The following is a 12,713-nucleotide window of genomic DNA, read 5'->3' as shown; positions in this document are numbered from 1 at the left end:
GGGTTAATAGCTAAAAAAGAAAAACCCTTAGAGTTCAATGACTCTAAGGGTTTTAAAATAATTAGAAATATTGGGTATATTAGTTGCTGCAGCAGCCACCTTCACCACCGCCGCCGCCACCACCGCAGCAGCCACCTTCGCCACCAGATGCAGCTGCGAAGTCTTCTTCAGTGGGTACGCGACCAAGCTCAAGAGTGAGGCCTACGTACTTGGAGATTGCCTGTTGTACTGTCTGTAGCTCTTTTTGAGCTTCCATGAAGTTTGTCACAGTATCGTTCTGAAGGAGTTGCTCACGTGCTTGCTCGAACTCGCCGATCTCAGCTTCGCTAAGCTCTACGCCTGAACGTTGCTTGTTGTTGAGTGCCTCACCGCTCTCGTGAACGGACTGGTACTGAAGACGTGCTTCGTCGTTGCCGAGGAATGTCTCAACGTTGCCGTGAAGGTCTTTGAATGCCTGCTGGGAAACAAGTGTCTCACAAAGGGACTTAGTGGTCGCCATCAGGGCGGAATCGTCTGCAATTAAGCTCATGCGCATCGATAAACCCGCATTGGCCAATTGGCAATAGCGAGTTTCCTAATTTTTTTAGACTCCCTGCAAAAATCCAGTGAGTGGGCTGGTGGCGGATGCGCCGTCGATTTTTTCGGGGAGGCCCATTTCGTAGGCTGCGCGGCCGGCTTCGACTGCCACTTTGAATGCTTGGCCCATGCGGGCAGGATCGCTAGCGATCGCGATTGCGGTGTTCACCAGAACCGCATCGGCACCGAGCTCCATCGCCTCAGCAGCGTGGGACGGAACACCGAGTCCCGCGTCAACGACGACAGGAACGATGGCTTGTTCTACGATGATGCGGATTTGGTCGCGTGTGACGATTCCTTTATTGGAACCAATCGGCGCGCCCAGTGGCATGACTGCCGCGGTTCCCACCTCTTGCAGTCGTTTTGCCAGAACTGGGTCAGCATTGATGTAAGGGAGAACCGTGAAGCCTTCTTTCACCAGAACTTCAGCCGCCTTGAGCGTCTCGATTGGGTCGGGAAGTAGGTAGGTAGGGTCAGGATGGATCTCTAGTTTTATCCACTTTGGCAGACCTGCCGCAGCAGCGAGACGAGCCAGGCGGATTGCCTCTTCAGCATCCATCGCACCACTGGTGTTTGGCAGCAGAAGGTATTTCTCTGGATCGATGTACTCTAGAATATTCGCATACGGGTCCTTGCCGCCAGAGAGATCTGCACGGCGAAGTGCCACAGTGACAATCTGAGAACCAGACGCGGCGAGAGCATCACGCATTGATTCGTTCGAGGGGAACTTTCCAGTTCCTGTCATCAAACGTGAATCGAAACTACGATCGGCAATAACTAATGGCTGGTTCTTCATGGCGGCGGCAAACTACGTGGCAACGGCGTCTGCCGCAATCGCCAAATGTGACTAATTTATCCTTGGTAGGCAAAGGCCGGAACACCTTTCACTCCGAGACCAGTCACCCGAAAGATCTTACCTGCGTGTTGTTCTTTCTCAGTTTTATGCACACCAGTCGTGATGAATAGCTCATCAAGATTCTCTCCACCAAAGGCACAGGCTGTCGTTTCTAGACAGGGAATCTCGACTCGGCGCACTTCCTTACCAGTTCGAGGATCGAAGCAAGCAACGCATGCTCCGTGGCAGAAGGCCACCCAGAGGTTGCCATCGGAGTCGATCGTCATGCCATCTGGCGATGAATCAATGTGACTGGTGTCGGCGGCTGTGCGGATGTTAGAAATATGGCCGTCGGCATAGTCGAATGCTAAGATCTCGCGCCGTGGAGTATCAATGTAGTACATCGTCTTTCCATCCACCGACCAAGCGAGTCCGTTAGAATTGGTCACTGGGCAAAATGCCTCAGTGAGCTCGCCATTCTTATCGAGTTTGTAAAGCCGAGCATCGCCCGTTTTCTTAACCAGCGAAATAGTCCCCGCGAAGAAGTGCCCATCGGGTGAACACTTTCCGTCGTTGAATCGGTTGTCCGGCTTATCTGGTTCTGGATCTGCAATCGCAGTCTTTTCACCATCGCAATTGAGGAAATACAGACCATTGTCGCCAGCGATCACAAGGCCGCCAGTCTCTCTAGGAACCACAGTTCCCACCCGCTCACCAACCTCGATCACCTTCTCTTCACCCGTAGTCGGGTTGAGGCAGATCACTTTGTGTTGCTCAATATCTACATAAAGAAGCATTCCATCCCACCAAATAGGGCCTTCGCCCCATGTCGCACGGTAACTACCAATTGGTTCAATCGTCATGCAGGTAGAAATAATCAGCTACCCGGTATTTGTCCAGATGGATCGGCTCGGCTATTTGGACTTTGAATACATCTAGTCGTCAGATAGAAATGCCAAATGGAGTTATCTGAGCAATCGCAGGGATCTACAAACCAAGCCAGTCCAGTCTGGGGGAGAATGTGCCGATACTCGATCTACTTCACAGTCATCGGAGCCACTCTCAGCATTGTCCGCTATCGAACGTCGATGAATATGACAAAACTCAACGCGGACAAAGCCCAGTATTCAGATCAAATTGAAGGTCTAACAGGCTACCTCGATACTTACTTGAATACGTTCTACTACCTTTGTGGTTTCACCCTGCTAGGCCTCACTAGCTTCATCATCTCGCTCATCATGCTGAGACGAGAGAAGAGCTAGCCCCTCACCTCTTTAATATACTGGCTTTGGAGAGAATGCGTCGAGTCTGTGAACTAATCTCTAACAAGCTAAGAGTCAGCCTCCCATTTTTATTCCACAGGGGCAGCAACATCAGCAGCAACATCGGAACCACCCAGTGGGAAGTGCGCACTACACATTCCGCGACCCAGGGGTCCATGCCATTGTATTTTAGTGAAGGGTCATAGTGAGTTAATATCCTAGCTAGAGAAGTCGCCCCACCCCAAGCGAACATGTAATAGAGTCCCAGTCTACGTAGTATAGGGACAAGAATAGCAATTCCAGCGATAAAGTCTAAGACGCCCACCGTGTATAAAAATGATATCGAACTTTCTTCGCTGACGCCTAGAAGGTCCATTGTCATCACCTGAAAGCTCCAGGGCACAGGATGGTATCCCACCGCATAAAGGCCGTGACCAATAAAACAGGCCGACACCAACAAGGAGCCAATCCAGGCCCAAGTTTTTAGCATTCTAGGAAACAGCAAAACCCAGAGAAACAACAGCGGAATGCCCGCTTGAAGCACGTACTCAATCAGCATCCCAGACTGGTAACTCACATCAATATAGTTGCTAAAGCTATCGAGGGCTAAGATCGCCCACAGCGGAATCAAGAACCATTTAAAAATAGCAAAATAGGGAATCCGCATCAGCAGCGTCAACACAGCCCCTAACATCAATATAATCCCCAACCATTCGAGACCAGTGGTAATAAATGGATCTGACTCTAGAGCGTAATCCTCCCAACTGAGGCTCGTGTACTTTTCTAATAGAGGAGCAACAGCCTCTTCGTCCCAGAGCAGTGAGCGGATGTGGCTGTCCCATCGGTACATAAGCCAGCCTCGTGAAGCCAAGGTCAGACTCACAGTGAGCTGTAGAACACTGAGCCACAGCCATGAAACCCTAATATAGAGGCTACCTTCGCTAGGGTTATATTTCCCAGCTATCAGATGTTGGATTACTTTTTTCAATGCTGCATTCATCAATATTAGACACAACCTAACAGGAAGTTGAAAATAAAACCCCAGACATCGAATAGATGGCTGGGGGAAATATAGCTTCTCGGAGTGTTATGAAGTTCTTTTAAGACATAACGTCCTCAGGTCTAGGAGGCAAGAGAACTCTACTTTTTCTTAGCCTTGATCGTGAGTAGTTCGCCTCCCTTTGCCTGCCAAATCGACAGACCATCAGGGGTTTTGAAGGAATTCATCTGGGCAACTGCTTGTACTTTTTGAGCACTATCGTCTTTATCGAACCTTACAGTCTTCAGATGAATAGCAGTAGGAGTCACCTGCACCCAGTCAAAGCCATTGAAGGCAGCACAATCGATCGTCCAGCTCTTGCCGTCATCAGCCTTGCGTAGAGGTGCACCCCAGCAGCCTTCTCCAGTGTAGACTGTGGCTTTAGGGTCGTTCTTTGCCACAGAGAATCCTTCTTCGCCATTCACATCTGGCTTCAACGGATGCGTGCGCTTGTTACAATGCGAGTCAGACTCGAAGGCTAAATCCATGGCATGCTTATAAAAAATCGGTGCCCACTTGTATGGGTTGTCTCCTTCTTTTTTCTTGGAAACGTGAGGGCGCATCGGCTTGTGATAGCCAGCTGCAGTGAATGTCACCTTACTCGCATGCTTTCCAAGGTCCTTTTCCAGCCATTCACTCTGGGCTCCTGCCGCTGGAATTTCAGAGTTCAGCGTGTAGTACCGGAGTAAATCACCACCGATGGTAAACGCGTAATACACATCATCTGGTGTGTTAAATTCATTAGCGATCGCGTCTTTCTTATTCTCGTGGTTACCACGGTGAGCAACGATCGGGATGATTGTGCCCTCTTCTGAGATAGTCAGTTGCCAATCAATAAACCATGCGTCCCACTCTTTGTCTGTAGCCCTATTGACCATGTCACCGGAGAATGAAATGAAGAGTGGTTTAAGCTTCGCCGCGATCTTATTGAGTTCCTGCCGAGTTTTGCGGTTACTACGGGAGTCGCCACCATTGATGAAAGTGAAGGTCTCGGCTTTGGATGGAGCTGTGTAAAATTTTAAACGACGACTCACACCCGCTTCATCCTTAATCACGTAGAAATACTCAGTGTCTGGCTCAAGCCCAGTCAACTTGGCAAAACAATTCGTTCCACCTTCTATCGTCACAGTTCGCTGTACTGCTTGAGTCTTTGTGTAGAGGTGGTGTTTACGTTGTTTATCGACCTTCCCATAATGGACTACTCCCGGTTTACCCGACTTCTGAACCCAACCCACAGTTGCCTCAGTCGTTGGATTCTCAATCCACATAAGACGAAAATTAGCAGTATTAGAGTCATTTTCGCCGATCACTCCCACGCCTTCAACGGCGAACAGTGGTAAGCTAAGGGCTAGAGCGAGAGCTCCCCCTTGGAGTAATGGTTTGATTGTAAAAGAAATAGGCATAAATGTAATTTTAGTGTGTTGCTTTGGCTCAGCCAACTGAGACAAACTAACCCTCCATACACGTCAGAGTAAAGAGTCGTATCAAAATCTTGAACATTTTTAGCAATAAAGTAGCGCACAAACCGCATTTATCCTTTCACATTGTAGGAATTGTGACTACTCCCCCTACATGTCTTTCAAAGATCTCGGGCTCTCAGAGTCTATCGTTCAAGCCGTTACCGATGCGGGTTACGAAAACCCTACCCCAATTCAGGCGCAAGCTATCCCTCTCATTCTTGAGGGCCGTGACGTCGTAGGAGCGTCTCAGACAGGTACTGGAAAGACTGCAGCCTTCGCGCTCCCTTCACTTTCTAAGATCAAAGCGCTCGGCAGACCACAAATTCTTGTGCTCGAGCCAACCCGCGAACTCGCTCATCAAGTTGCTGAGCAATTCGAAGCATACGGCAAGCACACTGGCTGTAAAGTCGCCCTCCTCTACGGCGGTGTTGGCTACGGCGAGCAACTTGAAAAACTAGCCAAGGCTGACATCGTAGTCGCCACTCCTGGTCGCCTAGTAGACCATTTCTTCCGCGGTACAATGCGCTTCGGTGATGTGCAAATCCTCATCCTCGACGAAGTCGACCGCATGCTCGACATGGGATTCCTCCCAGTCGTACGTAAGATCGTCAATCTCTGCCCATGGAAGAGTGAGCACAATCTTCCACGTGAAGAACGCGAAGAGGAATACAAGCTTAAGACACTTCCTGACCGCCAAACACTCTTTTTCTCGGCTACCATGCCACCAGCGATTCAAGGCTTTGCAACATTCTGCCTCGATAACCCAGCTAAGATTGAAATCGCACGCCAAAAGGTCTCGAGCACAATCAAGCACGCGTTTTACCCGGTCTCAATGGACCAGCGTGACGAGCTCCTCGTCGAGCTGATCAACCGCACCGACATCCAGTCCGTCATGGTATTCACCCGTACTCGTAAAGAAGCGGACGCGGTTTGCGGCATGCTCAACGACAAGACTGAAGCCAAAGCTACAGCGATGCACTCAGACATCGGTCAGAAAGACCGCATGAAAGCGCTCGCAGGCTTCAAAGATGGCACCTACGATATCCTCGTTGCTACAGACGTCGCCGCACGTGGAATCGATATTTCAACAGTTTCCCACGTGATCAACTACCGGGTTCCAGAAAACTCTGAAGACTACGTGCACCGCATCGGTCGTACTGGCCGTGCAGAATCTGAAGGTGACGCTTTCACTATCCTCACTGCCGACGAAATCGAGTATGCTGAGTCAGTAGAAAACTTCGTGGGTCACAAGATCGAACGCCGCAAGCTAGAAGACTTTAACTACACCTACACAGCTCTGCTCGACGACAGTCCTGGTAAGTCAGTACGCAAGAAGCGCCGACCAGCACCGAAGCGCCGCCGTAAGTAATAGAAAGAAATTCCTACTTCACATTTCCTATTTTTCACTGCTAGATTGAGCCGCTGCTTAATCTAGCATTTTTTATGAGAGTACTCGCTATCGATCCCGCCATTAGAAACACAGGCTATGCTATTGTCGAAGGCGACCAAAACAAGCAACGAGCGATCGACTACGGAGTGATCAGTATTCCCGCCAAGATTCCTCAGTCAGGGGCGCTCTCGGCTGTCCGCACAGGGCTGCAGAACTTGATCACTCAATACGAACCCGACGTCGTAGCGGTAGAGGCCATCATCTACGTGCAGAGTGTCCGTACCGCCATCAGCATGGGAGCAGCCCGTGCCGCAGCAATGATCGCTGCAGCCGATAGCGGACTTGAATGCTACGAGTACGCACCAAAGAAGATCAAAAAAGCTGTTGTCGGTAATGGTAATGCCGACAAAGCTCAGGTTGCCTTCATGGTCCGCGCTCTACTAGGCCTGAGTGAAACCCCTCCGCACGATGCGGCAGATGCTCTTGCTATTGCCATAGCTCATCTATCAGCCTCGGACCCGCTCAAGGCTTCGATCCTAGACAGGAAGAGAATTTAAATTCCCACCAACCCGTCTAACAAAGATGCTCACATCCACTAACAACCGACGTCACGATCTGGATGCACTCAGGGCTTGCGCTATGTTGTTAGGGATAGCTCTCCATGCCGCGCTAGCCTACACCACCTTTGGCTGGGCAGTCTCCGACCCGTCCCAGTCAAAACTTTTCAATTGGTTTTTCCACCTAATCCACGGCTTCCGTATGCAGTTATTCTTTTTGCTGAGCGGATTTTTTACAGCCATGCTCTACCAGCGACGCGGTCTAAAGGCCTTACTAAGCCACCGCGCCAAACGGGTATTTCTACCCTTAGTTATTTTCACCCCTATCCTGATCCCGATTACCGAATGGATTTTGACTCTAAGCCGAACCAGGCAAGGTGATGCCGAAAAATTCGCACCCTCCTCCAATGCGCCATGGTTAGAGACCTTCAATTTCCACCACCTCTGGTTCCTCTGGTTTCTATGCCTCTTTGTTCTGGGCTTCGTCCTGATTAGCAAAATCCCTAAGCCTAAGCTTCAGAGGAAATGGGTCAACTCACCGCGTTGCCTCATCTGGCTGATTCCTCTCACATTACTCCCTCAGCTATGGGTGACTCGTGCCTACCCGCTCTACGGTCCAGAGTCCTCACTCGGGCTCATCCCCATTCCTTCCGTACTATTCTACTTCGCAATATTTTACGGATTTGGCGCCACGCTCTATCACTTTGGAGATAAGGGTGTAGCCAGCCACTGGAGACTCAAGCTAGTCCTAGCCCTCTTTATCCTCTTCCCCACCGGCATGCTCTTTGAATGGTGGAGTATTTACAACGCCCCATCAATCCAATGGCTTTCTGACCTTCTTCAAGTCAGTTTCAGCTGGCTGATGATCTTCGGTTGCATAGGGTTCTTCCGTGAAAAATGCACTCAGTCATCTCCTAAAATGCGCTACCTCTCAGACGCCTCCTACTGGCTCTATCTCGCCCATCTTCCACTAGTGTTCGGCCTCCAACTCGCTATCCAAGACTGGCCACTCTCTTGCTGGATTAAGTTCCCACTGGTCAACCTCTTCAGCTTTAGCCTGCTACTCCTCAGCTACCATTTTTTAGTTAGAGGTAAATTTCTCGGGAGATTCTTGAACGGAAAATAGTCAATTTCAGGACATAGAATCCCCTTATATGGAGCATGGAGAAACTCATTCACCAAATCCTCGCAACCCTGGCTGCCGGAGACACCCTAGAGTACACAAAGTTCTAGTTGACCCATTTGTAGGTCAACTTCTCCATCTTTTTGAGAAGGCCTGACTTGTTAGGTACTGGCTTAGCTTTATCAAACCCCAGCCAAAGTACAGCAGTCTTATCTTTGTGGCTGGCCATAGACCAAAGAGCTCTACCACCAAAAGCATAAGTTGTGTATTGCAAAGTACCTTTTACGTTTTTAAGGAGCTTGTTGATTTCTATTGCTGAACCTTCCTGGATTGCCTGGGTGTTTCTCGCTGAGTTTGAAAAGAGGGTAGTTCCGTCATGTTTAACAATCGATTCCACAAAATAAGTGTGGGGTCGTTTACCATTGTTGGCAAAAACGCAAAAAGCGGTAGCTAACCTCAGAGGGTTTGTTGTTCCGCTTCCGTAGAATATTTCATTTTGATTGAAGTTGTCCTCAAATCCAAAACGTTTAGCTATGCGAATCATGTCAGCTGAATCGAGCTGCTTGCTTGTCTGTACTGGGTTACCTCTGATCGGTAGCTTGCCTCTCTCAAGCGCAGTGGCGTAAATAAATGGGCTAAATGCGTCACCTAGATCAACCTGACTGTCTAAGGCATAATCGAGTTCGGAATTTTTTATATCGATGCCGCCAATCGAGCAACGGATAGCTCCCGATGTGTGGTCAATGACTACGCTGGCTGCTTGTAGATTGGAGAGTTTAGTACTGCTCACGATAGACTTCATGTCGTTTTCACAAAGATGTAAAAGATCGAGGTCGAGAGAACTTGTGATGGTGAGTCCGGCTGCTCGGATGTCTTTTTTAGCTAAAAGCTCATTCAAATGACGTTCAAGAGCATTCATAGCATAGCCGTTGGCTACATTTTGAGGTTTCTTCACTGTGATGACAAGCAGTGGCAGCTTAAGTGGCGTTGACTTGATAGATTGAGCCTTTAAGCTGGTCAATTTTCCAATAGTTACCAAACGATCGAGAACTTGATTTCTTTGTTCCTCAGCAGCTTTGAGATCATTCAATGGCGAGAAGATGTGCGGACCTCGGATGATACCTACTAGCGTGGCTGATTCGGAAAGGTCTAATTCGCGTGTCGGCTTCTTGAAGTACTTCTGTGAGGCTTGCTCAATTCCATAACAACCCGATCCAAAATAAATTCGATTGAGATAATATGCCATGATTTCAGGCTTGGAGTAGCGGTTTTCAATTCTCAGACTGAGGGCGATCTCTATAAATTTTCTATTCAGAGATTTCTCCTTCAAGTCATCATAGGTGTTGCGTGCGAGCTGCATAGTGAGCGTCGAGGCGCCTTGGGTGAAGGACATATCCTTCACATTTCTTTTGGTCGCTCGAACCAGGCCAATAAAATCAACACCACAGTGGGTTTCAAAATTCTTATCTTCTCGTGCTATGAGAGCATGCACTAGATGCTGAGGTAAGTCTTCCTTCGTGATCAGTAGAGATTGCTTATCGTCGGCCCTTAATAAGGGCTTACCCGTGTGATCGAGTAGGGTGTTCTTAAGTTGCTCTTCAGCCACTTTATCTAGGTCAAACTGGCTCGCTTTATAATAGTAATAAGAGCCGACGAGTAAAAAGACAACGATACCAAAAAGGAAAAGCCTAAAGCCCACCTTGAGTGTTAGTCTTAGCCACTCAGGCATCCAATCCGTCATTGGCGACTTTCTATTTTTAGGTTTCCACGGCATACTTGTAATCAACTATCAGATTCTAACGAGCTGGAACAGCCCTCGGTGGCGCAGTCGGTTCTTGCTGAACTTCTGCGCGAACTGGATGGTTATCGCAAGTGTGTTTTGGTATTAAATCCACCGGGATCGAAGCATTGTACGCTGAACGATGAGATTCACAACCACGCGTAGCAACTTGTGAGGTATAGCGGCAAATACGCACTTTTTTAAATTGCATGGTCGGAGTTAGGGCACGCGTTGGGTATTTGCGTGGATCTGCAGCCTTCATTACGTCTGCCCAGATCGGTAATGCTAGAGTTGAGCCGTATCCACGGCTAATAGTTCGTGTGTTGTCATCCATTCCTACCCACACTGCACAGGTGATTGAGCTAGTGTAGCCGGCAAACCAGGCATCTTTGTAGTTATCTGTGGTGCCAGTTTTACCGCCGCACGGCGCTTCAAATCCATGTGTGCTGCGTAAAGAGGCAGCGGTCCCTCGTGAAGTTACTTCTTGCAGAGTGTTTGATACTAACCATGCCGAGCCAGTTTTTGCCGCCGTGTAGGGGATCGAACCCGATCCTGGGTAAACCACCTTGCCATTGGCGTCGGTGATTTGTGAAATGATAAAGGGCCGGTAGATCGTTCCTCCATTGGGGAAAGCACTATAGGCCTGAGCTACCTGAAGTGGAGTGGCTTCAAATGCACCTAAGTAAGTGGCTGGGGTGCTTGGAATCTTCTGGTTGAATCCCACTCTTCTCGCTGATTCTAACACATTATTCATGCCCGCGTAGTCGCCTACCCTGACAGCCACTGTGTTGCGTGAACGAGCGAGAGCTTCAGAAACGGTCATCATGTTCTTGTAAGTTCCGTCAGAGTTAGCTGGTGACCAGGATCGCTGTGCACCTGTGATTTCGCCTGGACGGATTCGACTATCGCGTACCCACGCACCAGGCTGCAGCCCTTTATCGAAGGCTGACATGTAGACGAAGGGTTTGAAGACAGAGCCGATTTGGCGCTTGCTGAGAAGCGCTCTATTGAATTTTGACTCATCCGCATTGCGTCCACCGACAATAGCGCGAATCGCGCCACTCTTATTTTCCACACAGACGATTGCTCCTTGGATGTACTTAGGTGCTTTTATGGTATGAGCGGCGTTACGTATAAATTGTGCTCTAGTCTGGTGGTTGTAGCCCGCACGTTGCTCTACTGCTTTGAGGCGTTTCTCAACCGAAAGCTCGGCGGCTTTTTGCAGCTCTGGGTCGATGGTGGTGGTGATACGTAAACCACCCATTTCGATATTATGTTGCTCAAGTATTTTATCAAGATCGCGGCGGATGGCATCCATCGCGTAGGAATCGTGGAGAATGCGCCTTCCGATTGGACGAATCTTGAGTTCCTCGCGTTTTGCTTGGTCAGCCTCTGTTTGAGTAATAAATTCGTAGAGAACCATCCTTCCCAGTGTTACATTGCGCTGCTTTTTCGCAGCTTCGAAATTGACGAAGGGTGAGAAGGTGTTCGGTCCGCGGATGATGCCTGCCAGCAACGCTGCTTCAGAGAGGTTTAAGTCGGAGGCAGCCTTTTCAAAATAAGTCCGAGACGCGGATTCGATTCCTTGAATCGAGTGCCCCCAAAAAATACGATTCATGTAATGCTGAAGAATCTCGTTTTTACTAAATCTATTTTCGATTCGCAGGGCGAGCGCCAATTCTAGCAATTTTCCATCAATTGACTTTCCTTTGTAACTAAAGGAATTGTCAGCTAACTGCATCGTGATGGTAGAGGCTCCTTCTTTTTTTCCATCACTGACGAAGTTTTTGAATGCGCGGATCAGACCACGAGGGTCGATGCCCAGGTGCTCATAAAATCTTGCGTCTTCGCGCGCCACCAATGCCTGGATAAACCAGGGTGAGATTTGTTCTACTTCCAAGATTAGACGGTTATCACCGTGAACCGTGCCAATTTCAGTCTTCCCGTCGTTTGCATAAACAATCGAACGGGCTGGCATTTCAGTGACTTTATTTAGGTCGTATGTCTGCGCTCTCACGCCATAGAAGGTCGCTAAGATAGAAAAAAGCACGCCGCAGAGAAATCCAATACAAGCAAAAACCTTAGCAAACCAGCGATTGATTGGGTGCCAGGATCGGGTAAAATGGTCGGCGATCCCGACCGGCCAAGTCAGAAAGCGAGTCAGCAAACCACGTTTGGTCTTCCGCCTGCGCTTGGCTGACGGTACAGACTTGCGGGCGGTTTTACGTTTTGTTGCTTTCTTGGCTATTTTTTTAGCGGCCATAATGGATCTAGATAGGCACTGTGGCCCTCGGCGTACTACTGTATGAAGGATAGCTAGGTGAAAAACAACCCTAGTCCATAAGATTGTTCGCGGGTATTCACTGGAGCATATTTTCTACAATGCTTGCGAACATTACGCATTCTATTGCTTTGTTTGACCTTGGATTTTTTCTTTTTGGGGGGACTAGAAGGGCCGGCTCAGGTTGAGTCATATCTATTCTAATATGGAAATAATCCATTAAATCCCCTAAGTAAAATTTTAGGATAAATCGCTCCAAATATGGCAATAACACCAGTTATTATCCAGATTTCTAAAGGTATTTGTGCAACTGGAAAACTCACTTTTTTATATGAGCCAACAATAAAAAAACTCAGCATAAAGCCTGTTATTCCGCCGAATATAAACCCGATTAATCTTATGAAAATATT

General features: G+C 48.6%; 11 protein-coding genes and 1 pseudogene. 4 read left to right on the top strand and 8 right to left on the bottom strand.

Translation table 11 applies throughout. The features are described from left to right. Positions 1–79: 79 nt before the first annotated feature. From BSZ32_RS15205 to BSZ32_RS15195, 3 genes are read right to left on the bottom strand one after another with little or no spacing between them, the layout of a single operon-like run. The gene (locus BSZ32_RS15205; RefSeq protein ID WP_105044874.1) at positions 80–529 is read right to left on the bottom strand and encodes a YlbF/YmcA family competence regulator; all 450 of its coding nucleotides are present in this window, start codon (positions 527–529) and stop codon (positions 80–82) included. A gap of 54 nt (positions 530–583) precedes the next feature. Continuing rightward, on the bottom strand, positions 584–1,372 hold the full coding sequence (locus tag BSZ32_RS15200) for a thiazole synthase (protein ID WP_105044204.1): 789 nt from the start codon (positions 1,370–1,372) through the stop codon (positions 584–586). Positions 1,373–1,428: 56 nt separating this feature from the next. After that, complete coding sequence (locus BSZ32_RS15195; RefSeq protein WP_105044203.1) at positions 1,429–2,274, bottom strand: SMP-30/gluconolactonase/LRE family protein; 846 nt, start codon at positions 2,272–2,274, stop codon at positions 1,429–1,431. 96 nt (positions 2,275–2,370) lie between these two features. On the opposite strand from BSZ32_RS15195, the gene BSZ32_RS15190 reads away from it, so the two are divergent. Then, the gene (locus BSZ32_RS15190) at positions 2,371–2,673 is read left to right on the top strand and encodes a hypothetical protein (RefSeq protein ID WP_105044202.1); all 303 of its coding nucleotides are present in this window, start codon (positions 2,371–2,373) and stop codon (positions 2,671–2,673) included. Between the two features lie 4 nt (positions 2,674–2,677). On the opposite strand, the gene BSZ32_RS15185 is transcribed toward BSZ32_RS15190, so the two are convergent. Together BSZ32_RS15185 and BSZ32_RS15180 are read right to left on the bottom strand one after the other, a co-directional pair. Next, entirely contained in the window at positions 2,678–3,673 is a 996-nt protein-coding gene (locus BSZ32_RS15185; protein WP_105044201.1) for a hypothetical protein, read from the bottom strand. Between the two features lie 140 nt (positions 3,674–3,813). After that, entirely contained in the window at positions 3,814–5,115 is a 1,302-nt protein-coding gene (locus BSZ32_RS15180; protein WP_105044200.1) for a purple acid phosphatase family protein, read from the bottom strand. Between the two features lie 169 nt (positions 5,116–5,284). On the opposite strand from BSZ32_RS15180, the gene BSZ32_RS15175 reads away from it, so the two are divergent. From BSZ32_RS15175 to BSZ32_RS15165, 3 genes are all read left to right on the top strand, one after another. Continuing rightward, positions 5,285–6,541, top strand: a complete 1,257-nt coding sequence (locus BSZ32_RS15175; RefSeq protein ID WP_105044199.1) for a DEAD/DEAH box helicase — start codon at positions 5,285–5,287, stop codon at positions 6,539–6,541. Positions 6,542–6,615: 74 nt separating this feature from the next. Next, entirely contained in the window at positions 6,616–7,119 is a 504-nt protein-coding gene (gene ruvC, locus BSZ32_RS15170; RefSeq protein WP_105044198.1) for a crossover junction endodeoxyribonuclease RuvC, read from the top strand. Between the two features lie 25 nt (positions 7,120–7,144). After that, positions 7,145–8,245, top strand: a complete 1,101-nt coding sequence (locus BSZ32_RS15165; protein ID WP_105044197.1) for an acyltransferase family protein — start codon at positions 7,145–7,147, stop codon at positions 8,243–8,245. A 103-nt stretch (positions 8,246–8,348) separates the two neighbouring features. Here BSZ32_RS15165 and BSZ32_RS15160 read toward each other — a convergent pair whose 3' ends face one another. From BSZ32_RS15160 to BSZ32_RS19475, 3 genes and pseudogenes are all read right to left on the bottom strand, one after another. Further along, a complete protein-coding gene (locus tag BSZ32_RS15160; protein ID WP_105044196.1) occupies positions 8,349–10,016 on the bottom strand; it encodes a transglycosylase domain-containing protein in 1,668 nt (555 codons plus the stop codon). A gap of 22 nt (positions 10,017–10,038) precedes the next feature. Continuing rightward, the gene (locus tag BSZ32_RS15155; protein WP_105044195.1) at positions 10,039–12,285 is read right to left on the bottom strand and encodes a transglycosylase domain-containing protein; all 2,247 of its coding nucleotides are present in this window, start codon (positions 12,283–12,285) and stop codon (positions 10,039–10,041) included. 218 nt (positions 12,286–12,503) lie between these two features. Continuing rightward, positions 12,504–12,713, bottom strand: a pseudogene (locus BSZ32_RS19475) (hypothetical protein); the annotation flags it as partial.

Source organism: Rubritalea profundi, from assembly GCF_002954445.1.
Taxonomy (GTDB): domain Bacteria; phylum Verrucomicrobiota; class Verrucomicrobiia; order Verrucomicrobiales; family Akkermansiaceae; genus Rubritalea; species Rubritalea profundi.
Note: the sequence above shows the minus strand (reverse complement) of the source record. Positions and strands in the feature narration are given on the sequence as shown.

Excerpts from the sequence above, each read along its gene's own strand:
- BSZ32_RS15205 (WP_105044874.1), bottom strand. The coding sequence starts at position 529 with ATGAGCTTAATTGCAGACGATTCCGCCCTGATGGCGACCACTAAGTCC.
- BSZ32_RS15200 (WP_105044204.1), bottom strand. The coding sequence starts at position 1,372 with ATGAAGAACCAGCCATTAGTTATTGCCGATCGTAGTTTCGATTCACGT.
- BSZ32_RS15195 (WP_105044203.1), bottom strand. The coding sequence starts at position 2,274 with ATGACGATTGAACCAATTGGTAGTTACCGTGCGACATGGGGCGAAGGC.
- BSZ32_RS15190 (WP_105044202.1), top strand. The coding sequence starts at position 2,371 with ATGGAGTTATCTGAGCAATCGCAGGGATCTACAAACCAAGCCAGTCCA.
- BSZ32_RS15185 (WP_105044201.1), bottom strand. The coding sequence starts at position 3,673 with ATGAATGCAGCATTGAAAAAAGTAATCCAACATCTGATAGCTGGGAAA.
- BSZ32_RS15180 (WP_105044200.1), bottom strand. The coding sequence starts at position 5,115 with ATGCCTATTTCTTTTACAATCAAACCATTACTCCAAGGGGGAGCTCTC.
- BSZ32_RS15175 (WP_105044199.1), top strand. The coding sequence starts at position 5,285 with ATGTCTTTCAAAGATCTCGGGCTCTCAGAGTCTATCGTTCAAGCCGTT.
- ruvC (WP_105044198.1), top strand. The coding sequence starts at position 6,616 with ATGAGAGTACTCGCTATCGATCCCGCCATTAGAAACACAGGCTATGCT.
- BSZ32_RS15165 (WP_105044197.1), top strand. The coding sequence starts at position 7,145 with ATGCTCACATCCACTAACAACCGACGTCACGATCTGGATGCACTCAGG.
- BSZ32_RS15160 (WP_105044196.1), bottom strand. The coding sequence starts at position 10,016 with ATGCCGTGGAAACCTAAAAATAGAAAGTCGCCAATGACGGATTGGATG.
- BSZ32_RS15155 (WP_105044195.1), bottom strand. The coding sequence starts at position 12,285 with ATGGCCGCTAAAAAAATAGCCAAGAAAGCAACAAAACGTAAAACCGCC.